The 19,332-nt window shown below is 69.1% G+C and carries 20 protein-coding genes and 1 pseudogene; 10 read left to right on the forward strand and 11 right to left on the reverse strand.

Going from position 1 to position 19,332, the window contains the following annotated elements; all coding sequences use genetic code 11:
- The first annotated feature begins 1,351 nt into the window (after nt 1-1,351).
- A complete protein-coding gene (locus tag ACGFYY_RS35370; RefSeq protein ID WP_393715824.1) occupies nt 1,352-2,143 on the forward strand; it encodes a hypothetical protein in 792 nt (263 codons plus the stop codon).
- Between the two features lie 530 nt (nt 2,144-2,673).
- Here ACGFYY_RS35370 and ACGFYY_RS35375 read toward each other — a convergent pair.
- From ACGFYY_RS35375 to ACGFYY_RS35400, 6 genes are all read right to left on the reverse strand, one after another.
- Complete coding sequence (locus tag ACGFYY_RS35375) at nt 2,674-3,036, reverse strand: MerR family transcriptional regulator (RefSeq protein ID WP_393715826.1); 363 nt, start codon at nt 3,034-3,036, stop codon at nt 2,674-2,676.
- 26 nt (nt 3,037-3,062) lie between these two features.
- The gene (locus tag ACGFYY_RS35380) at nt 3,063-3,830 is read right to left on the reverse strand and encodes an SDR family NAD(P)-dependent oxidoreductase (protein ID WP_393715828.1); all 768 of its coding nucleotides are present in this window, start codon (nt 3,828-3,830) and stop codon (nt 3,063-3,065) included.
- 27 nt (nt 3,831-3,857) lie between these two features.
- On the reverse strand, nt 3,858-4,106 hold the full coding sequence (locus tag ACGFYY_RS35385) for a hypothetical protein (RefSeq protein WP_393715830.1): 249 nt from the start codon (nt 4,104-4,106) through the stop codon (nt 3,858-3,860).
- Between the two features lie 48 nt (nt 4,107-4,154).
- Nucleotides 4,155-7,298, reverse strand: a complete 3,144-nt coding sequence (locus ACGFYY_RS35390; protein ID WP_393715832.1) for a lantibiotic dehydratase — start codon at nt 7,296-7,298, stop codon at nt 4,155-4,157.
- Nucleotides 7,295-8,626: a lanthionine synthetase C family protein gene (locus ACGFYY_RS35395; protein ID WP_393715834.1), complete on the reverse strand. Its 1,332-nt coding sequence runs from the start codon at nt 8,624-8,626 to the stop codon at nt 7,295-7,297. Before ACGFYY_RS35395 ends, ACGFYY_RS35390 begins: the two co-directional genes overlap by 4 nt.
- A gap of 79 nt (nt 8,627-8,705) precedes the next feature.
- Nucleotides 8,706-9,329, reverse strand: a complete 624-nt coding sequence (locus tag ACGFYY_RS35400; RefSeq protein ID WP_393715836.1) for a hypothetical protein — start codon at nt 9,327-9,329, stop codon at nt 8,706-8,708.
- Between the two features lie 427 nt (nt 9,330-9,756).
- Here ACGFYY_RS35400 and ACGFYY_RS35405 point away from each other — a divergent pair, with 427 nt between their 5' ends.
- The gene (locus ACGFYY_RS35405) at nt 9,757-10,020 is read left to right on the forward strand and encodes a hypothetical protein (protein ID WP_393715838.1); all 264 of its coding nucleotides are present in this window, start codon (nt 9,757-9,759) and stop codon (nt 10,018-10,020) included.
- Nucleotides 10,021-10,173: 153 nt separating this feature from the next.
- Here ACGFYY_RS35405 and ACGFYY_RS35410 read toward each other — a convergent pair.
- Together ACGFYY_RS35410 and ACGFYY_RS35415 are read right to left on the reverse strand one after the other, a co-directional pair.
- Nucleotides 10,174-10,570 (reverse strand): annotated as a pseudogene (locus ACGFYY_RS35410) (GntR family transcriptional regulator).
- A gap of 2 nt (nt 10,571-10,572) precedes the next feature.
- Nucleotides 10,573-11,022: a hypothetical protein gene (locus tag ACGFYY_RS35415; RefSeq protein ID WP_393715840.1), complete on the reverse strand. Its 450-nt coding sequence runs from the start codon at nt 11,020-11,022 to the stop codon at nt 10,573-10,575.
- A 7-nt stretch (nt 11,023-11,029) separates the two neighbouring features.
- Here ACGFYY_RS35415 and ACGFYY_RS35420 point away from each other — a divergent pair, with 7 nt between their 5' ends.
- Both ACGFYY_RS35420 and ACGFYY_RS35425 read left to right on the forward strand, forming a co-directional pair.
- Nucleotides 11,030-11,224 carry a hypothetical protein gene (locus tag ACGFYY_RS35420; protein ID WP_393715842.1) on the forward strand — a complete coding sequence of 65 codons (195 nt, stop codon included), beginning with the start codon at nt 11,030-11,032 and terminating at the stop codon, nt 11,222-11,224.
- A 337-nt stretch (nt 11,225-11,561) separates the two neighbouring features.
- Entirely contained in the window at nt 11,562-12,134 is a 573-nt protein-coding gene (locus tag ACGFYY_RS35425) for a snapalysin family zinc-dependent metalloprotease (RefSeq protein WP_393715844.1), read from the forward strand.
- 492 nt (nt 12,135-12,626) lie between these two features.
- Here ACGFYY_RS35425 and ACGFYY_RS35430 read toward each other — a convergent pair whose 3' ends face one another.
- From ACGFYY_RS35430 to ACGFYY_RS35440, 3 genes are all read right to left on the reverse strand, one after another.
- Nucleotides 12,627-12,797 (reverse strand): hypothetical protein, encoded by a 171-nt coding sequence (locus ACGFYY_RS35430; protein WP_393715846.1) that lies wholly within the window; start codon nt 12,795-12,797, stop codon nt 12,627-12,629.
- A gap of 496 nt (nt 12,798-13,293) precedes the next feature.
- Nucleotides 13,294-13,455, reverse strand: a complete 162-nt coding sequence (locus ACGFYY_RS35435; RefSeq protein WP_393715848.1) for a hypothetical protein — start codon at nt 13,453-13,455, stop codon at nt 13,294-13,296.
- 194 nt (nt 13,456-13,649) lie between these two features.
- A complete protein-coding gene (locus ACGFYY_RS35440; RefSeq protein ID WP_393715850.1) occupies nt 13,650-14,279 on the reverse strand; it encodes a winged helix-turn-helix transcriptional regulator in 630 nt (209 codons plus the stop codon).
- 81 nt (nt 14,280-14,360) lie between these two features.
- Here ACGFYY_RS35440 and ACGFYY_RS35445 point away from each other — a divergent pair, with 81 nt between their 5' ends.
- The 6 genes from ACGFYY_RS35445 (at nt 14,361) to ACGFYY_RS35470 (ending at nt 19,170) form a co-directional block, all read left to right on the forward strand.
- Nucleotides 14,361-15,113, forward strand: a complete 753-nt coding sequence (locus ACGFYY_RS35445; RefSeq protein ID WP_393715852.1) for an MBL fold metallo-hydrolase — start codon at nt 14,361-14,363, stop codon at nt 15,111-15,113.
- A gap of 23 nt (nt 15,114-15,136) precedes the next feature.
- Nucleotides 15,137-15,781, forward strand: coding sequence for an NAD(P)-dependent oxidoreductase (locus ACGFYY_RS35450; protein WP_393715856.1), 645 nt, complete (start codon nt 15,137-15,139; stop codon nt 15,779-15,781).
- Nucleotides 15,782-15,784: 3 nt separating this feature from the next.
- Complete coding sequence (locus tag ACGFYY_RS35455) at nt 15,785-17,080, forward strand: multidrug effflux MFS transporter (RefSeq protein WP_393715858.1); 1,296 nt, start codon at nt 15,785-15,787, stop codon at nt 17,078-17,080.
- Between the two features lie 246 nt (nt 17,081-17,326).
- Nucleotides 17,327-17,857: a GNAT family N-acetyltransferase gene (locus ACGFYY_RS35460; RefSeq protein ID WP_393715860.1), complete on the forward strand. Its 531-nt coding sequence runs from the start codon at nt 17,327-17,329 to the stop codon at nt 17,855-17,857.
- A gap of 82 nt (nt 17,858-17,939) precedes the next feature.
- Nucleotides 17,940-18,269 (forward strand): hypothetical protein, encoded by a 330-nt coding sequence (locus tag ACGFYY_RS35465; protein ID WP_393715862.1) that lies wholly within the window; start codon nt 17,940-17,942, stop codon nt 18,267-18,269.
- A 139-nt stretch (nt 18,270-18,408) separates the two neighbouring features.
- A complete protein-coding gene (locus tag ACGFYY_RS35470) occupies nt 18,409-19,170 on the forward strand; it encodes a methyltransferase domain-containing protein (RefSeq protein ID WP_393715864.1) in 762 nt (253 codons plus the stop codon).
- Nucleotides 19,171-19,332 lie beyond the last annotated feature (162 nt).

The following is a 19,332-nucleotide window of genomic DNA, read 5'->3' on the forward strand; positions in this document are numbered from 1 at the left end:
ACGTCTACCGCGACAGCTACGAAGGCGACGGCACCTGCGTCACACCGGAAGAGCGGGACGAGTGGCGTGTTCCCTTCTAAGGCCCTGGGGTGCCGGGTGAGGTGACATGCGTGCTCGAGTTGCCCGAAGCGGTTCCGTCCCCGGCGCCGGCGGAACGGAGCCCCCGTGGCGGTCATCGGCACGATGACCGCCACGGGGGTGCGCGTCGGTGGGGGATGCTGTCGATGACCTCGCGGGCGCCCTGGCTGTCGAGGCGGCGGCCCTCACCTTCGGGCCGCTCTACGGGGCCGCAAGGGGATCGTGGTCACCCCACCCTGCCGCTTGTAGTCAACGTCCACGGAGGCGACCGGGGCCGGCCACCGAGCCGCACCACCTGGTCGAAGTCGGCAGGGGGTTCCCGTCAGTTCGCGGCAAGGTGCGCCGTTGATCCAGCGTCGCGAGCATCAACCGTGCGCTCGCCGACCACGAGAAGCAGAAGGCGTACCTCGAAGCCGTCGCGGCAGCGCACGCCGACTTCGCCGACATGGGCGCGGCAGCCTGGAGGCGGCGGCCGGCCGACAGGCCGACCGAACGCGTACTCGCCGGGGAGGGGCTGGTCTTGGTGGACAGGGTGCTGAATCCGCACACGAGGGATCGGTAGGGGTGATGCCGGCCGACGGCAACGAGCAGGGCACGGCCTACCTCGACATGGGTAGCGGTCCGAACATGCCGTCGTCGAGCGAGTGGCACGCCTACGACGGCCGGTACGGGCGGCCCCCGTGCCATGGTCCTGCGAGGAAGCTGCTCGGGCGGTGGCGGGGCGCCGCCGAGTACCCGCTCGACTGGGCCGCCCTCCCCGCCGACCAGCCGCTCTATGAGTCGGACGTCGACTTGTCCGGCTCCATCGCGGACTGCGAGGCCCATCTGTCGGTGATCCGCGACGGCGGGTCGGCCGGAGCGCAGGCCCCGCCGGCGAGGCGGGCACCAAGCGGATCCGTTGGGGCGCGCGTCTGCCCGTCACAGGGACAGGGAGCGGACCTGAAGCGGAATGCACGGCTTAGCATTCCGGGCGGCCTGGCACATTAGAGCCCGGGCCGGGAAATCCGTCACCACTCTCCGATTTCAGAATTCCGCATATCGGGCATAGGTCCACCTTCCCCCCACATGGACACTCGAAGCGGATTGCCCGATTCAAGCTCAGAAGTTCCTCAGATAAGGGATCGGAAGCGCCTGACAGCGGGTCTGCCGTGTAGTGTCCGGATCACGGAAGAGCGAAAACGGGCAACCGGATCCCGAGAAATTCAATTTCTCAACCGAGATCGCCGCAACGCGCGCACCCTTCCAGCCTTATTCGAACATACGGGGAGATTTAATGTTCAAGGTAAAGCGTAATTCGAGGGTTTTCTCCGCTGCCTCCGTGGTGGTCTCGGCTGCGGCCTTGGCCGTCACCTTGGCTCCCTCCGCCCAGGCAGCCGCGCCCACCGATGCGGAGATCACCGCGGCGCTCCAGCGTCACAACGACGGCACGTGGACACAGGCGGACGTCGATCTCGTCCGCTCCGTTCCCGAACTCGCGGCCATCGTGCCTGACGTGACGCGGCCTCAGGAGATCACCACGAAATCCGTCCAGTTCTCGGCCGACGGGACTGCCGTGGACGCGGCCAACGGCGAACCCCTCAGCGAGGCGCAGCTGGCGGAGGTCATGCCGGGCCCGGATGCGCAGATCAGCAACCCCGGTGAAGCCGTCACGACCCCTGCCGAGACGGAAGCCGCTCCTGGGGCCGGGGGGTTCGGCGTCCGGATCACGGGAGGCTCGTGGAAGATGACGCACATCACCCACACCCACCGCAGCTACACCGGTGATGTCATTTTCAAGTATCACACCTACGCGAAGTTCAACTATGCCGGCGGCAAGGTCCGCGCGTGGGGTGAGCGATACGACGACTTCACGAACGAGAACAGCTCCGTACTCCAGGTGAAGATAGGAACCAAACGAATCACCGATACCAAGTCGGCCACGCCTGCGTCCTCGGCCACTTCCAAGATGAAGCGAGAGGTGGACCTGTGCGTTCTCAAGTATGGATGCTATGCGACTCTCCACCCGTGGGCGCAGGTGAGGGTCTACGGCACTGGAAGCACGAAGATTGACGGTAGTGGCGTCTAAGTCCTCATAGACGTGAGGTAGTGCGGCCTGCGGGCCCGTAAGGTGCTTGCTCGCCCGAAAGCGGCGAGCAAGCACCTTACGCGCGACCTGCGCGTCCCAGCCGGGCGCCAGCTCGGTTTCACGGCCGCGATGTCGCCGAGGTCTGGAACCGATCCACCGGCAGCAACGTCTCGAGGCAGGGCCCACTGGCCGTTCGTCAGGCCCCACAACGAACAAGATGCAGCTTCGCCGGCGTTCCACTGTGGGCAGCCCCACGGAAGCACACCGCGATGCCCAGAACTTCACGGACCATCTCCCAGGGGGCTGCGCGCGATCGTCGCCGAAGGGCTTCAGGAGACGACTTCAAGGACGACGGCAGCCGCGCCGACCGCCCCGACGTCGAGTTCACCGACATCGACCACATTGGCGTCTCATCCTGACGGAACCGACGGGGCAGCCGACAGGCCGGCAAGTGTGACCGAGGGACGGTAGTCGTCACCGAGGAAGGCGCCGGTGTGTCTTTCGGATCATTCGATCTGCGGGCGGTCAGGCTACCGCGCGGACTCGGCCACCACCTGCCGCAACGCGGTTTCCAGCCGATCGCGGGCCGCGGTCTGGGCGGCGATCCGTTGGTTGAGGACTGCGAGACGTTGCAGCGCCACCTGCCGGCCCCTGTCCGAGGGCGGTGCCGCAGCCACATCACCGTCCAGGCACGGCAGGAACACCCGCACGTCGTCCAGGGTGAGCCCGGCGGCCAGGAGGTGGCGGATGTTGCCAACTCGCACCACGGTCCGTTCGTCGTAGACGCGGTAACCGTTGGAAGCCCGTTCGGAGGAGATCAGTCCGGCCTGCTCGTAGTGCCGCAGCGCACGAGCGGTCGTCCCGGTTGCCCTGGCCAGCTCACCGATCCGCACCCGTCCACCTCCCGAACCGATGTCTATCACGCCACGACCGCTCCGCCGTCGACCGGGAGTACCACCCCGGTGACGAAGGAGGCGGCCGGGGAGGCGAGCTGGGCGATCGCCCAGGCAACCTCCTCGGGGCGGCCGATCCGGGCCAGTGGGGTGTGTGCCAGCTGCCATTCCCGCACTGCGGCCCTGCGCCCAGGCGTCAGGCCTTGGTGCTCGCCGATGGGAGTGTCGATCGCGCCGGGCGCGACTGCCACCACCCGGACACCGCAGGGTGCCAGCTCGACTGCCCAACTGCGGGTCAGCAGCTCCAGAGCGGTTTTCGTCGCCGCATAGACCGAGCTGCCCGGCCAGGCCCGCTGCCCCACCGACGTACTGACATTGACAATCACCCCGCCCGAGGCCGTCAGGAGCGGCAGCGCGGCCTGAGCCAGCATTATGGGAGCCATGAGGTTGGTGGCGAGCTGAGCCTCGATCATCTCCGGCGTCAGCGTGCCCAGGGAGCCGCTGCGCACGATGCCGGCGTTGTTGACGAGCACGTCCAGCCGACCGTGTTTCTCCAGTACGGTCCGGACAATCCGATGGGGCTCGCCCTCGGCAGTGATATCGGCGGTCAGTGGTGTGATCCTGGTGTTCCCGGCAGCGGTCTCTTCGAGCGGCTCGGCTCGCCGCCCGATCGCGATCACGTGGGCTCCCTCGGCGGCGAAGGCACGGGCGGTGGCCCGGCCGATCCCGGTGCCGGCTCCCGTGACGGCGACGATCCGGCTGGTGTGCGGTGCGGTGGTCTTCATGCCGGTCATCGTCCAACCCTGCCGCCAGCGGCAAGGTCAAACAGCGGCCGCACTGGTGGACAGTCCGGTGTTCATCGCGCGGTGCATCGAGCGGTACCGCGCCTGCGAGTTCGGGGTTCCGGACGAGGGTGAGGTGTGGAGCCGGCCGGCGAGTTGGCCGCCCTCTTCGAAGCCCTGATGCGTGCCGGCCTGTCGGATCTGCGGGTGTACCTGGAGTACGGAACTCCCGGCCGAAGAGGCGCAGGACATGAGGAGCGTCGGGGAGCGCGTCCGGGGCCTGCGCATCGAGGATCCTGACAGGCTTTTCAGCCACCCGTCCGGCCGAGTCCGGGGTCACCGCTCGAAGGGAGCGCGGGACAAGCCTGCGCGGGTTCGTCGGAGCAGTTCGAGAACCAGACGCTCCTCGTCTCTGTCCGTACCAAGGAGGCGGTTTGCATGCATGTGGACGAAGTGTCGGTTCAGCACGGGGCGGGGACACTGCAGCTTGTTGCTGCGGTGCAGCGAGTCGAGAAGGTCGAGGGCCGGTCTGAGTGCCAGGCGCCGGGCCCGCAACAGGCGAGAGGTCTCCGCATCGCAGGCGCCGGGGCAGCCGAGTACTTGTCGGAGGGTTCCCTTGCGTTCACGGTACGCGTTGCCGCCCATGCGTGAGGAGGGTGGAAGGGGCTCGTAGGAGAAGCGCGCTCTCTCCTCCGGGTCCACGCCAAGACAGTCCAGCAGGTCATCGATGCTGATCACCGCGAGGTCAGGCATGCTGGCTGTGATCAGGCCCTCCTTGCTCGCCTGCAGCATTTCGCCGACGAGCGGACTCTCTGCGGTAAAGATCGCTTCCGCCGCCCGCATCCCGGCCTCACCGCCGTAGCGCTCGACCTCGCGTTCGTACGTTTCGAAGGAGAACCTCGTGCAGATGCCGCCTGCCGACAGGTCTTCTGCCCACGCGCAGACCTGTTCCAACAGCGGGCCGATGAGGGCGGACGGTTTTCCATGGAACCGGACGCGCAGGTGTGGTTCCGGGTCGGCGTAACGGACGAAATACCAGCCGTCGCATAGCCCCGAATGCGTGGCGAATTCCCCGAAGGCCTTCAGTGGACCCGCGATCACTTCGTCCTGCTGCCAGAGGCTGCAGTACAGCTTCAGATAGAGCCAGTCGCTGCCTGGTGGGCGGAGCCGGGAAGGCGGCTCAACGACTTCGACAGGAGGCAGTGGAGGTGCGGGTGTAACGGCCTCGCGTCGAGTGGGACGCTGGACCAGGGGGACAACGATCTCACACAGGTGATCACCGGTCGCTCCAGGCAGCCACGCGTCGCGAGGGCCTGGCAGTGCTTCCTGGACCACTGACGAGCCGCCTGGAGGAAGCCCTTTCAGCTCCTCCCGCAGCAGCTCGACGTCCTGTGGTGACGTGAGATCAAGGAGCAGACGGTTGTCACCAACGGCCAGGTAGACGTCCCGAGGAACACCCCATTTCATTCGCCACGTAGACAATGCCCCGGCGAAGCGGTCGGTGAGGTCGGGACGGAGCTCGCCGGCGGGATCGAGGCGCCAGTGGGCGAGTGAAAGGACGCTGCGGCCTCGCTGTATCCGAGGCAGGAACGGGAGGCCAGCGGCCGGGCCCCAGGAGAACGGCATGAACTGGCAGCGACCGTCGGTCGCGGCGTCGAGCAGGAAGCGAGCGGCGGCGGGCGCCATCCCGGAGTTGAGCATGTGTCCCTGATGCCCCACCACTTCCGCTCCTCCTGCGGGCCAGCTCACGACGAAGCGCCCGGACCGGACGCCGACCATGAGCTCCTGGAGGGGCACGACGCTCTCCGTCGGCACACCTGGCCAGCTTCCGATGACGACCTCGTGTGATCGGACCGCGGGCCTGATCGCCACGTTGGCGGCGCGAGCCCGCTCTGGTGCGTAGACCAGCTCGGCCATCACCGTGTCAGGGAGCAACTGCTGCTCTGCTCGTACGACCTCCTCCAGCGCGGCGTGCGCGGAAGGTCCCAGCAGCGGGGCGAAGCGCCCGAGGCCGCGGCCCGCAGCAGGTGCACCGAGGTTCGGTCCGACGACGAGTTGGAAGTCGCCGGCATCGAGGGCCGGGAGGGAGGAGGCCGTGAGGAACAGTGAGAGGTCCAGCGACAGCGGGCAGTTCTCGGCTGTGGGGTCCGAGGTGGTCAGGCAGTCGATCTGTTCGTCGTCGAGTTCCACAACTGTTCGGTGATCACGGTTGGCCTGCAGTGCGAGAGTGAGGAGCAGTCGGTTGCGCTTCTGATGGTCTCGTGCCTCGCCTCCGTTCGTGATGCGACCGTACGGAGTTCCAAGCCCCGTTGAGGGATCGAGCAACTCCAACAGCCGGACCTGACGCTCGGCCCCGTACCGGGCCTCGAAAGCGTGCCGGTAGCTTTCCAACGCCTGCGTGCCGGCCGGACGAGGACTGAGCCGGAGGAGGAGCTCGGCTGTGGTGGCTGCTTCGGCACCCACGGTGGCGTGCAAGCCCGTGCCTTGGAGAGCGAGTGCCATGTCGGTCTGCAAGAGGCTTCGGGTGGCCCGACCAGCGTCCGACGAAGCTGGGTGGATCTGCTCGAGACGGCGGAGAAGGGTCGGCCAATGCGCGGCACGCTCGGTGAGTGCGATCCGGTCCCAACGGGCCAGCTCCTTCATCATTGCTTCGAGCTCGCAAGCCGCTTTCTGGCCTGCGGGGATCGCGGCCAGGCACGTGAATACATGCGAAGCCGGGTCGCCTCCGGTAAGAGGTGGGTGAAGTTCCGAGAGGAGGAAGCCTTGGGCGCAGAGTTCGTCCACCAAGCGGGCGGCAATTTCGGGCGTGGCGCCGGGAATGCGCAGGACTTCGTTCGCCAGTTGTGCCGGTGTCGTGGGGATCCGGGCTGCTTCGAGCACACATCGGACCGCCTCGGTGGCGCGAATGGATGTGCCTGCATGTGGACCATCGGGCACGAGGGCTCGATTCCCCTGCATCGTGACCGTCGAATCCGTGATGTAGCGCAGCCCGGCGTGGATGGCGGGGTCGCATTCGGCTCGAGCGACCAGATCGAGCAACCACGCCATGTCGGGGCGGGTATGCGTGTGCGGGGGCGACGCAGCAAGGGCGAGGTCCGTCGCCGAGGCCCATTTCAGCAGTCCGACACCGGCGAAGAGCCCGAAGGGCGTCGGCCGGGTACTCATCCTTGTAACGTACCGTCGTACCTTCCGGCGTAGCCGCGGTGCTTCCTGGCTTGATGGACGTGTTCTCTCCAGCGCTGCGGCCAGATCGGGGCTTGCGAGCGCGATCGCGAGCCGTACCCGCGGATCACTGGGCAGGAGAGAGCCGCTGGAAGTAGCCGCCGTCGATGTACACCGGGCACTCACGGGCAGTAGCGGAGCTCTCACCAGTGCCCATGGCAGCGGCTCGTACAGTGATGTGCTCGCAGTCCTCGCAGCTCGGCCGGCGTTCCCCTCACTGCTGGGATGCGGCCTGGCCTCGGGTTCGTTCCTGGTCATGACAGAAGGAACATTCGGTCCCAGGCCGGCTCGGCATCGGTGGCGGCGGCGAGAAGCACCATGGCAACCCCAGATGCCCCGCTGAGCAGGTCTGCTCGATCCACGTAGTTGCCTCCCGGTTCCAAGTCCGCGTAGCCGAAGGGCCTGTGGTGTTCGTAGGCTCCCAGCAACTGATCGACGAGCTTTCGGGCCCCGTCCGCCAGCACATCGTCGCCCGTGTCATGAGCGAATCGCAGAACGATGTGAAGCAAACCGGATACTCCGTGGCAGAAGGTCGACGAATCGACGTGCCGCTGGTCGACGGGGCTCCGGAGCACGCTTGCGATCGTCTCGACCGCCAGTCGACGCCAGCCTGAGTCCTCCAGCGCCTCGCCTGCTAGCCACAGGGCTCGGGCGACCCCGGGGCCGCCGTAGCACCAGGCGCTGCGTGCGCGCCTGGAGCCACCAGCGGGTGGCGGTGGCCCTGTCGGCGGGGCAAGCGGAAGAGCCGCCGGCCAAGCGGCTCCCCAGGCATCGTGGACCTGATGGGCGACGAGCCATCCGGCGAGTCTGCTGATGGCTTCGGCCTGCCCGGGCACCTCGTGCCCCGCGCATAGGGCAAGCGACAGCACAGCCAGTGGACCCGGTATGCCGTGTGCAAGACCGCAGTTGAGACATCCTGACGGGAAGAAGTCGTGCATGGGGTCATTGCGGAGGAATTCGGGCGGGGTGGCCCAACGAGGGATGCCATCCGTCGGTGTGGCCAGCTGGACCAGAGCCGTGAGGAGCTCTGGCAGCAGGCGGTACGGGTCTCGTGTCAGGAGGTAGGCCGCAATCCCGCTCGCCCCGGAGACCACATCGAAGGCGCTTACCGGCATGCCGGTGGCATCCCTCCGAAGGTGCGCCGCAATCGAAGCCGTGCGGGGCACAAGATCCTGGTCGAGGGCGGATAGCAGGCGTCGATAACGCTCGCCGTCCCGGCTGAGCGAATGTGCTGCGAACGCAAGGCCGCTCAGACCGGCAAAGAGGCCGGAGCTGAGCTGCGGGGACCGCTGCACGGCGCGCGTGCCGGCGACGAGGAATTCGTGGCCGACCGCGTCCCAGCCCTTGTTCGGCAGATAATGATCGATGTAGGAGCACACTACGGCGATCCCGGCGTTGCCAGTGGCAAGCCCGTGTGGTTGCCAAACGATCGAGTCTGGAAGCTGCGTCTGGTGATGTGCAGTGGCCAGCGTCTCGATCAGGATTCCATGGTCGGTGACGCGCCCGACGACGTCCTGGGCAACGAACAGCGCTGCACTTTGCTGTTCCGTGCCGAGGATGCTCGTCCAGGGGGGAGCGGTCTTCATCTGGAGGAGGGAATCCGGCACCGGACCTCCAAGGTTGGAAGGCGGGCCTGCTCAGAAAGCGTTCGCGTGACGGTGATGGCTAGCAAGTGCCAACGCAAAAGGTTTGGACGTCGGTCGGGTTCGGAATGGGATCCGGGTCATCCGTGTAACAGCCGCGACCCTCACCCCGGCAGGTCAATTCTCCACAGGTGGAGCACGTTTCACCGCAGGTGAGGTAGCAGGTACAGGTCCAGCTGTCCGACCACTGTTCCTCTGGACAGGTTTCACTACTATTGCAGCAGTCGGTATAATAGCCCGTTTGAGTGGAATTCTCATACGTGCGGGATCTATCGGGAATGCGCCGAATATCGAGATCGAATTCATCGGGGTAGCGCACTGATCGGCTACGCGTGTACTCGATCTCCGCCCCCTTCTTGAAGGTGATCTTAGTCGCTTCCTCATCGCGGAACGGCGGGCGGTCCGGAGGAATACGAGAGACACTCACCACGTCTTCGGTGGCGAATTCCGCGAAATGGTCGAGCTTCGCCGTGAAGTACAAGCGCCGGTGCCCCGGACGGTCGCTGTCTCCCAAGAGACCCTTCAGCGTCAACCCCGCGACCGGGGGCTCGCTCGGTGTCGGCCGCAACTCGTCGACCAATGGATCTTGAGGGCCGTTGATGTCCTTGAATCGGTCATGACCTGCAGGATCGGCTTGATCAGTCATCGTCCGCTCCTTTTGGGAGCTGCGGGGCACCGCCTGCGAATCGTGGGCAGCTCCCTACTCGCTGGGTCCTGGAGCCGGAACCGTACCTCCAGTGTCTGTCGCTCGGCGGGCGCCTGCCAACCGAGCGACGGACGACGCAACGGGGCTGCGCGCGGGTTCGACTGAGACTGTGTCCTGTGAAGTGAGGCGGGGGCCCGGGTCTCGCCTCGTGCCGGCGAGCTCGGCGTCCTCGGGCCGCAGATGCGTGCGGGCTCGATCAGGGTGGCGAACGTCGTCGTCCCCGCCGGGCGGGGTCGAGGACCCAGCTACGCGGGTCCTCGCGAAGAGGGCACAGGCAGGGGTTCGCGTACCGCGGCGGGGGAGCTCCCCCGCCGTGCGGTACCCACGAGGTAAGCAGCAGGGAACTGCCCGTGGGTCAGATCTCGGGGTGACCCACGATCACGACAACGCCTACTACCTCACCGAAGCGCACCGCCGCCTCCGTGTCCACTCCCCCACCGAGATCCTCATCGATCCGGGCGAGCCGCGTGGCGGCATCACGGAAGGCGTCCATGTCACCGGCGGCGTGGTGCGCCGTACTCAGGTTGCTGACCAAGTCACCAGGTACGACCCCTGGAATCTGTCCGGGGGCTCCGACTGCAACGTCGACATCCGCCACCACCTCCACACCTGGGAGGGGGTGGCGCCATGATCGACCGGAGCGACGTCGGACACCGCGTCGAAGATGCACACGGCAGGATCGGGATCCTGCGGGACATCGACCCTGCGTGCGAAAGCCCCCTCCGACCCTCCGTACGACCGCGCCCGGCGCCCGATCGCGTTCGTCTCCCCGGGACACGGCGACTCACGTTTCCTCCGGGGGTGCCGCTGTCGTGCCGGTCGGGGCCACGGCCAGGCTGTTCTGCACCAAGGACAGGAACTCATCGTCCGTGAGGCCGAGTTCGCGCGCCTGGGCGATCAGGCGGTGCACGGAGTCGGTGAGCCGGGCCTGACCCGGGGCTCCGGGTGCCGAGGTGATCACCGCGCCCCGGCCTCGGCGCGACTCGATCAGACCTTCGTCCCGTAGCCGTTGGTAGCCGCGCAGGACCGTGTGGACGTTGACGCCGAGGGACTCGGCGACGTCGCGGGCGGGCGGAAGGCGCTCGCCGGGGCCGCCGTGGCGTCGGCGATCGCTCCTCGTACGCAGGCGGCGATCTGTCGCCCAGGGGGACGGGCGAGTTGGGGTGGACCCGGAAGAGCATGGCTAGTCCCGCCCCTCCGGCTTGTCCCCAGGCACGTCTCCTGGCACGTCTGCCGAGTGTCGTTCCACCAGGCCGTTGAGGAGTGCGGCCGCGGTGGTCGAGTCCTCGACGGTGACCAGGTACTCGGTACCGCTGGTCGTACGGACGCTGAGTGCCTCGCCGGAGCGGAGTACGACTCCGCGCCGGTTGGGGCGCAGGCGGTAGCCCCAGCCGCCGAAGTCGGCCACGGGGTCGATACGGGTGGTTGCGGCACTGGTGATGGTGGCGAGGGGCAGGGGCAGGGGCAGGCGGGGGCGGGGCAGGAGCGCCGAGCCGACCGTCACCCCTCGCCGGTCGACGCTCACCCTGACCGTGGAGATCACAGTGCAGACCAGGCCGAGAACGAGCAGTGCGAGGCCGAACGGCCAGGAGGCGAACGCCCCGGCGCCCGCCTTCCACCCCCTTGAAGGCACCACGGTCATGGAAGCCCTGGAGCAGATCGCCACCCAGACCGACCCCGACCTCGGGTTCCGTCTGCTCCTGCGCATAGTAGAGGTGCTCCAACTGCCGCTCACCGAGGCGCAGTACACCCGCTACGCGACCCTCGCCGACCGCTTCCACTACGGCGAGCACCACCTTCTCTTCTCCGTCGACCACCTGGTGCAGCGCACCTGACCCACCTGCCCGAACCGGTACGCACAACCAGCGCGCCCCTCCCGGCCGCCGGCCCGGCGCCAGCCGCCAAGCCGGTTCGCTGTCGTCGGCGTGCCTGTCCGCGCCTCGTTCTGCGGCCGGGCGTCCGTCGCCCGCCCGCTGACCGGGCATCGGCTGGAGTGCCTGCCCGAATTGGCTGGCAGGTGCATGACGGGAAAGTGGGGTGCAGGACTACCGTCTTAGCACTCCGGAGAGGCGGCTGTCCGAACTTGCTTGCCAGAGGCGGTCGGTGGCGGCGTCTCCAGTGCCCCGGCTCCGCCGAGGAGCCGGGTCCCCCCACGCATGAAAGAAGACGACCATGTCTCTGGGAACCTGGCTGAAAGTCAGCACCTCCGCCGCCGCGCTGGTCCTCGCGGCGGCGACCGCCGCTACCGCGGCACCCGCGCCCCTACCGGACGCCACCGCAGCGGTAGTGACACTCCGATACGACGACAGCCGAGCCGGGGGTTGGGAAGCGGCCATCGCGGCCGGCGTCGCTTCCTGGAACGCGAACGTCAGTAACGTACGGCTGGTGGAGGCCGCGCCCGGGACCCGGGCCGAGATCGTCATCGTGGCCACCACCGGCTGGCCGCAAGCCACCCTCGGCCCGGTCCGGCCGGGGCGACAGGTCCGAGTCGAACTCGGCGCGCAGGCCGTGAGCCAGGGGTACGACAGGACGCGCATCGCCGCGCACGAGCTGGGCCACAGCCTGGGCCTCCCGGACACCAAGCCCGGGCCGTGCTCCCAGCTGATGTCCGGGTCCAGCGCCGGGACGGCCTGCACCAACGCCGTGCCCAACGCGACGGAGCGGTCCCGCGTGCAGAACGCGTACGCGAACGGGATCGCGGCAGCCGTGCCCACCGACGGCCGGATACTCATCGACGCCCCCTGACCGGCGGGTCGGCGAGTGGGCCGGTGCGGGGCCCTGGCCGGGAGGGACCCCCGGAGGGCGGCCGTGCCGGTCCGCTGCCGCGCCTTCATCGGGAAGCGGCTTCGGGCGCCGTTACTGCTGGCCGGGCTGCCGCCCGGTCGGCTGGACGCTGCCGCTCGCCGCAGCGGCGGCTGTCGCGGTCGGGCGCTTCCGGACGGCTTGGATCAGTCCTGCCGGCCGACCGAGCGTACGTAGTTCACGCCGGGCGGGTCCTGGGGGAGGAACCCTTTCGTGCCGTCCTTCCGAGGGAAGACCACGAGGTAGACCTTGCACGGCTTGGCAGGAGCGGGTCCCTGACAGTCGAGCCTGATCCCCGGCTTCTCGTCCGGGTAGGTGTCGAAGACCCATGTGCCGGCCCGGTGTACGAACGGCCCGCCGCGTCGGTGAACTGCCCGCAGTCCGGTCCGGGCCGCGTGACCCGCTCCAGGGTCGCAGAACCGTCCGCCCGGACCGTCAGACGGCCGCCGTCCGAGCCTTCCCAGACCCCCGCCACGTCAGCGACCGGACCGCGAGCGGGTCCTCGCCGGCATTGCTCAGACCCATCCGGAAGGCGACCGTCAACGCCGCGAAAAGCACCGTCGCGCCGATGGACCACCAGTAGATCCGCCGCTTGTCGCTGTGCACCGGGTGCTCCTCTCTCGTCTCAGCCACCGCCACCGAAATCACGCCGTGGAGCATTCTTCTGGTTCCAGACCCGGCTCGCCCGCACTGCCGTCCCCGTCGGCGTCCGGCACGTGACGGCCGGGAAAGACCACGTCAGCACGCGGGGTGCATCAGGAGGTGCACCCGGTGGCCGGACAGTTCGACGGCCTGCTCGCACCCGTCATCGGCACTTGCACGCAGCCGACCGCAGTTCCGTGCGCGCGAGCCGTAGCCGCAGGTAGCGCAGCCGTCGGTCGGCGCGCACCTCGGCGTGGAAGTCGATGCGGCCCCGGTCCTGAGATCGTCGTACGTCAGGCGGACAAGAAGACCTGGTGGCAGCGTTGTCGATGCCGGCGGCGCCCAGCTAGGACGGGTCGGTGCACCGCGCCACGACCTCGTAGGGTGCCGCACCATCGTTCCTCCTTGATCCATGCGGGGGGGCGCAGCCTGCAGCGCCCCCTCGGCTTTGCCGGTGTCGTCAACGGCGGCGCACCTTGGTGAAGCGGCCGGTGTCGTAGGTGCCGGCGACCGCGCCGGAGCGCGAGCGGCACGGCGAGCCGGGATCGGCCCGGCAGCGCGGGCAGGGGTGGCGCTCGACGTCGTCCGCGTCGCTCGGGGAGGCTTCTTGAGGGGCTGTCACGCTTCCGCGGCTGTCACAAACGATTCTCGGAAGTACCCCGGACTCACCTTTGAGTGAGAACAGTTCTGCGAACCGAACCGCGGGTTCGCGATCACCGGGCGCCGTGTTTGATCTTGCTCAGGCAAAGGACCGTTGGTGAGACCGGCGCGGACTCGGTAGAGCTGGAGATCGCAGGCCCGCGAGCGGCCGGTCGATCAGCGGGGCAGGATGCGCATCACTGCCTCGCGTTCGCCGCTGAGCCGCAGGCCTTGCTGTACTGCGGCGCTCAGATCGAGCTCGCCGAGCAGGGTGGCGGCCAGCAGGTGCGGCGGTCCGGTCAGTGACGCGGTGGGGTGGTCGACCCGGCCGGCGTGGGTGTGCACCGAGCCGTCCTTGACTTCGATGACCAGGTCCTCGTTGCCGTCGGCGTGCAGTTGCAGGGCGATCGCCGGCTGGTCGGGGCGGTGGTCGGTCAGTGCCCGGGCGGGCACGTCCAGCCAGTGGGTGCGGAAGGTGTCGTTGCCGGCCGGCTCACGCAACAGCGGCACGCCCCACCGGCTCAGTTCCCGCAGCACCGGCTCGAGCTCGCGGCCACGCTCGGTGAGGGAGAACAGGGTGGTGGCCACCGGCGGCGGGGCGGCCTCGCGGTGGATCAGGCCGGCTTCCTCGAGTTCGCGGAGCCGGTCGACCAGCAGGTTGCTGGCGATCCCGGGCAGCCCGTTGCGCAGGTCGGTGTGCCGGCACGGACCCAGGGCGAGCAGTTCACGGATGATCAGCAGCGTCCATCGGTCGCCGACGGTGTCCAGTGCTTTCGCGATGCCGCAGTACTGCCCATAAGTGCGCATGCCACCACCCTACCTCGCGGCGTTGAGTTTCAAAACTCTCTTGTTGACTTTCTCAACAATGTCGGTCTAGCGTCGCTGCCCATGACCCCCACCCTTTCCGTACGTCGGCTGGCCTGGGCCGGCGTCGAGATCCGTCTCGGCGACACCCGCCTGCTGATCGACCCGCTCGAGAACGTCGCTCCGCTGGCGCCGGTGATGGGGCCGCCGCACCGGCCGGTCGACCCGGTCGATGCCCCACCCGGCACCCACGCCCTCATCACCCACCTGCATCCCGACCACTACGACCACGACCTGATCGCCCGGATCGCGGCCACCGGCACGATCGGCTGCCACACCCCCAGCGCGGCGGCGCTCCACGAAGCGGGCATCACCCCCGTCGCCCAGGACCTGGGCCGGTCACGCCGCATCGGAGAGCTGACCGTCACCCCGGTGACCTCGCTGGACTGGCGCGGCAACGACTGCGACCAGGTCGCCTGGGTCGTCGAAGGCGCCGGCCGGCGGATCATCCACTGCGGCGACACCCAGTGGCACGGCAGCTGGTGGCAGATCGCCCGCGACCACGGCCCGTTCGACGTCGCGTTCGTCCCGGTCAACGGCGTCATCGCCCACTTCGAGGGCTACGCGGCCAACGTCCCGGCGACCATGACCCCCGAGCAGGGCGTCGAGGCCGCCGTCGCACTCGGCGCCGGCACCGTCTGCGCCATGCACTACGGCCTGTTCCACAACCCGCCGTTCTACACCGAACAACCCGACATCGAGCAGCGCTTCCAGCACGCCGCCGACGAGCGCGGCATCACCGCGGCCATCGTCGCCGACGGCCAGTCCGTCCTCTGACCATCAGAAACAAGGAGCAACACATGAAGATCGTCCTGTTCGGTGCCGGCGGCAACATCGGCCGGCCCACCACCGAGGAACTACTGCGTCGCGGCCACACCGTCACCGCGGTGACCCGAGCCGGCCACATCGACGGACTCGAGCACGAGGCCCTGACCGTGACCGCCGGTGACGTCACGGACGCCGCCGCGGTCGCCGGCCTCGCCGCCTCCCACGAGGCCGTACTGTCGGCCGTCGGCCCCCGGATCGGCCAGGAGAACGACCGCGCCACGATCGTCGGTGCCGCCCGTGCGCTGATCGACGGACTCCGCCGAGCCGGCGTCACCCGCCTGGTCACCATCGGCGGCGCCGGGAGCCTACGCACGCCGACCGGCGCCCGGGTCATGGACGACCCGGACTTCCCCGCGCTGTGGAAGGCCAACGCCGAGGCCCAGTCCGAAGCGCTCGACCTCTACCGCGGCGTGCACGACCTCGACTGGACGTACGTGTCACCCGCCGCGGTCATCGGAGCGGGCGAGCGGACCGGGGCCTACCGTAGCGCCGGGGACACCCTGCTCACCGACGACGACGGCAACAGCCGCATCTCGTACGCCGACTACGCGATCGCCCTGGCCGACACGATCGAGAGCGGCACCGCGATCCGCCGCCGCATCACCGTGGCGTACTGAGCCATGAGCGACGCCGCCGCCGGCCGGCACACCCGATTCATCGTCCTGCTCGCAGCGCTCGTGGCCCTGGGACCACTGTCCGTCGACAGCTACCTGCCCGGACTGCCGGACCTCGCCGGCGACCTGCGCGCCGGCGCCGCGGCCACCCAGCTCACCATCACCGCCTGCCTGGCCGGGCTGGCCATCGGGCAGCTGATCGCCGGGCCGCTGAGCGACACCTACGGCCGGCGGCGTCCGTTGCTGGCGGGCCTCGCCCTCTACACGATCGCCAGCGCGCTCTGCGCGGTGGCGCCCGACGTCCGGACCTTCGTCGGCCTACGCCTGGTCCAGGGCATCGGCGGGGCGTTCGGCATCGTCATCGCCAACGCCATGGTCCGCGACCGCACCTCCGGAACCCGCACCGCACGTCTCTTCTCCGCACTGACCTTGATCACCGGCCTGGCGCCGGTTTTCGCGCCGGTCCTCGGCGGCCAGCTCCTGCGCGTCACGACCTGGCCGGGGATCTTCGTGGGCCTGGCCGTACTCGGCGCCGTGATGCTGGCGGCCTCCGCCGCAGGACTGCCGGAGACCCGGTCCTCTGCGGCACACCGGCCGCTGCCGGCTGTCGTCGGGCAGCTGCTCAAGGACCGGGTCTTCACCGGGTACGTCCTGGCCAACGGCCTGGTCTTCGCGGCGATGTTCGCCTACATCTCCGGCTCGCCGTTCGTCCTGCAGGAAATCCACGGTCTGTCACCGCAGCAGTACAGCGCCGTGTTCGCCGTCAACGCTGCCGGACTCGTCGCGGCCGCCCAGATCAGCGGCCGGCTGGTGGCCCGGGCCGGCGCCCGCGTGCTGCTGCTCGCCGGTCTGCTCGGCGCGACGGCCGGTGGCACCACGGTCCTGGGCGCGGTGCTGACACGGGCACCCCTGCCCGCGCTCCTGATCGGCATGTTCGTCCTGGTCTCCAGCGTGGGCCTCGTCATGCCGAACGCCGCGGCCCAGGCCCTGGCCGACCACGGCCGACACGCCGGGTCGGCCGCCGCTCTGCTCGGCTTCAGCCAGTTCATGATCGGCGGGGCACTTGCTCCGCTGGCCGGCGCGGGTGGCGCCACCGATGCCTTGCCGATGGGAATCATCGTCGCCGTGCTGCCGGCGCTCGCACTGCTCACGCTCGGCGTCCTCACCCGGTCGATGCCCGGTGAGCGCACTCGCGCCGGCCGGCTCGCCAAGGACCTGCCGGGCACCGGCGACCGCGCCGACACATCGATCGCGGACGAGCCCGCATCCAGTGAATCGGGCAGCGTCTGGCGAACAGGGTGATTCGCGATCAGCGTGACAGACGTACGACGACGGTCGGGTGCAGCGACGCGTGCAACGCGTCCCGCCCGTTGCCACCCGGCGCCCGTTGCGAGTTCTGCCGTTCCGGCCGCGACCTGTTGGACGAAGTGGACCTTTGAAGTGGACCTTTATCGACTCTGCTGGTCCGGCAACACGATACTGACGAAGGACATCGTGCAACATCGTGCCCCCACGCCGCCCCCGACCGACCCGAAGAGAGTGAGGACCATGAAGTACGTCATCCGACGGATCGCGGTGGAGGAATGGCGCGAGCTGCGCGCGATACGCCTTGAGTCCCTGCTGGACTCGCCCGACGCCTTCGGTGTCCGTCACGCCGATGCTGTCGTGCTCTCCGACCGCACGTGGCGGGAGCAGGCGGAGAGGGGCGCGGCCGGGGCCGACGACGGGCTGTTCGTGGCCATCGACGAGACCGGCTCCTGGGCCGGTACCGCCGGGGCCGCGCCCCTGGACGGCATCCCCGACACCGCACACGTGCACGCCGTGTACGTCGCCCCGGCGCACCGCGGTCCGGACGGTCCGGCGCGGGCGCTGATGGAAGCGGCCGTCGACTTCGCACGCGAGCACACCGATTGCACCTGGCTCACCCTGGGGGTACGCGAGGACAATCACCGCGCCATGGCCTTCTACCGACGCATCGGGTTCCACGACCTCGGCAAAACCGTCCCCTACCCGCTGGACTCCACCAAGTCCTTGCGGATCCTGGGCTGCCCCGATTTCCGTGTCTTCCCGAGCTCCTGACAGCGCCCACGCATGACATCGACACGGGTCCCCGCCCGAACGACGCCCAGGACGTCGAGCTCCCGAGGTGGCCCGCCCTTGCGTGGACCGGCGGCCCGTACGCACCGCCCGCGTCGGCCGCCGCTCCCCGCTCGCCGGCCTCACTCCGGTCGCCCCGGGCGGCGTTCCGGCGGAGGTGGCGCGGATGGCCAGGGTGGGCCGGGCCGCAGTGGTGAACTGGCACAGCCGACACCACGACTTCCCCCGACCGACCCAGTGGCCGGGCACGGACGTGCACCCGCGGTTCGACCGCCGCGCGGTCGTGGCCTGGCTCCTCGCCCACGACAAGATCGAAGTACCCACGGGGCCGACGATCTCCACGCGCGTGCCGGCCGGGACCGGGGGGTACCACGCACCGTTTCCCTCTCGATGACCCGTGGCTGGTCCTGGCCGACGACGCGGCCGGAGGTTCGAGTCGTTTCCGGCACCGGAACCGGGACGCGGCGAATCGACGTCGATCATCAGGACGACGCCCGTGCGACATGCCGAGATGACACGACGGAGACCGCAGCATGCCTACCGCCGAGAACCGTGCCCAGCCCGCACCCCCGGCCCGGGTGAACGACTACGACAGTTTCGCAGAGACGTACTCGGCCCTGAGCGAGACCAGTCTCCTGAACGCCTACTACGAGCGGCCCGCGATGCTGTCCCTCGCCGGGGACGTGGCCGGCCGCCGGATCCTTGACGCCGGCTGCGGCTCCGGCCCCCTGTTCGGTGCACTTCGCGATCGGGGTGCTCTCGTCACCGGCCTCGACTCCAGCGCCGAAATGGTGGCGCTGGCCCGGCGGAGGCTGGGTGCCGACGCGGCCCTGCACGTGGCCGACCTGGGTGACCCGCTGCCGTTCGCCGACGGTGCGTTCGATGATGTCCTCGCCTCGCTGGTCCTGCACTACCTGGAGGACTGGGGGCCGACGCTGGCCGAGATCCGACGCGTGCTCAGGCCCGGCGGTCGACTGATCGCATCGGTGCAGCATCCCTTCGTGGACTACGCCATCCAGGATCCTCGGCCCGACTATCACGCGACCACCAACTACACGCAGGAATGGACCGACTTGGTGGGGCAGAACGCCCGGATGAGCTTCTGGCGCCGGCCGCTGCACGCGATGACCGATGCCTTCACCGCAGCCGGGTTCCGTCTGGCCGTCATCAGCGAGCCACAGCCCGACCCGGCGGCCCGTGAGCTCTACCCCAACGACTTCCAACGCTTCTCGACCACCATGTGCTTTCTGTTCTTCGTCCTGGAAGTACCCCCGGCCACCAGCTCGGCCGAGTAACGAGCACCTGCGGTCGGGGGGGGGGGGGGGGGGGCCCCCCCCCCCCGCCGGCCCCCCCCGGGGGGGGGGGGCCCGCCCCCGGCGGGGGGGGGGGGGGGGGGGGGGGCGGGGGGGGGGGGGCGGGGGGGGGGGGGGGGGGGGGGGGGGGGGGGGGGGGGGGGG

The organism is Streptomyces sp. NPDC048331, assembly GCF_043201215.1.
Lineage (GTDB): Bacteria > Actinomycetota > Actinomycetes > Streptomycetales > Streptomycetaceae > Streptomyces.

Bases quoted from the DNA above. Each gene is read 5' to 3' on its own strand.
- ACGFYY_RS35445 (WP_393715852.1), top strand. From the start codon at position 14,361: ATGACCCCCACCCTTTCCGTACGTCGGCTGGCCTGGGCCGGCGTCGAG.
- ACGFYY_RS35395 (WP_393715834.1), bottom strand. From the start codon at position 8,626: ATGAAGACCGCTCCCCCCTGGACGAGCATCCTCGGCACGGAACAGCAA.
- ACGFYY_RS35370 (WP_393715824.1), top strand. From the start codon at position 1,352: ATGTTCAAGGTAAAGCGTAATTCGAGGGTTTTCTCCGCTGCCTCCGTG.
- ACGFYY_RS35440 (WP_393715850.1), bottom strand. From the start codon at position 14,279: ATGCGCACTTATGGGCAGTACTGCGGCATCGCGAAAGCACTGGACACC.
- ACGFYY_RS35460 (WP_393715860.1), top strand. From the start codon at position 17,327: ATGAAGTACGTCATCCGACGGATCGCGGTGGAGGAATGGCGCGAGCTG.
- ACGFYY_RS35385 (WP_393715830.1), bottom strand. From the start codon at position 4,106: ATGCGCAGGCCCCGGACGCGCTCCCCGACGCTCCTCATGTCCTGCGCC.
- ACGFYY_RS35380 (WP_393715828.1), bottom strand. From the start codon at position 3,830: ATGACCGGCATGAAGACCACCGCACCGCACACCAGCCGGATCGTCGCC.
- ACGFYY_RS35420 (WP_393715842.1), top strand. From the start codon at position 11,030: ATGGAAGCCCTGGAGCAGATCGCCACCCAGACCGACCCCGACCTCGGG.
- ACGFYY_RS35425 (WP_393715844.1), top strand. From the start codon at position 11,562: ATGTCTCTGGGAACCTGGCTGAAAGTCAGCACCTCCGCCGCCGCGCTG.
- ACGFYY_RS35470 (WP_393715864.1), top strand. From the start codon at position 18,409: ATGCCTACCGCCGAGAACCGTGCCCAGCCCGCACCCCCGGCCCGGGTG.
- ACGFYY_RS35390 (WP_393715832.1), bottom strand. From the start codon at position 7,298: ATGACCAGGAACGAACCCGAGGCCAGGCCGCATCCCAGCAGTGAGGGG.
- ACGFYY_RS35400 (WP_393715836.1), bottom strand. From the start codon at position 9,329: ATGACTGATCAAGCCGATCCTGCAGGTCATGACCGATTCAAGGACATC.
- ACGFYY_RS35450 (WP_393715856.1), top strand. From the start codon at position 15,137: ATGAAGATCGTCCTGTTCGGTGCCGGCGGCAACATCGGCCGGCCCACC.
- ACGFYY_RS35455 (WP_393715858.1), top strand. From the start codon at position 15,785: ATGAGCGACGCCGCCGCCGGCCGGCACACCCGATTCATCGTCCTGCTC.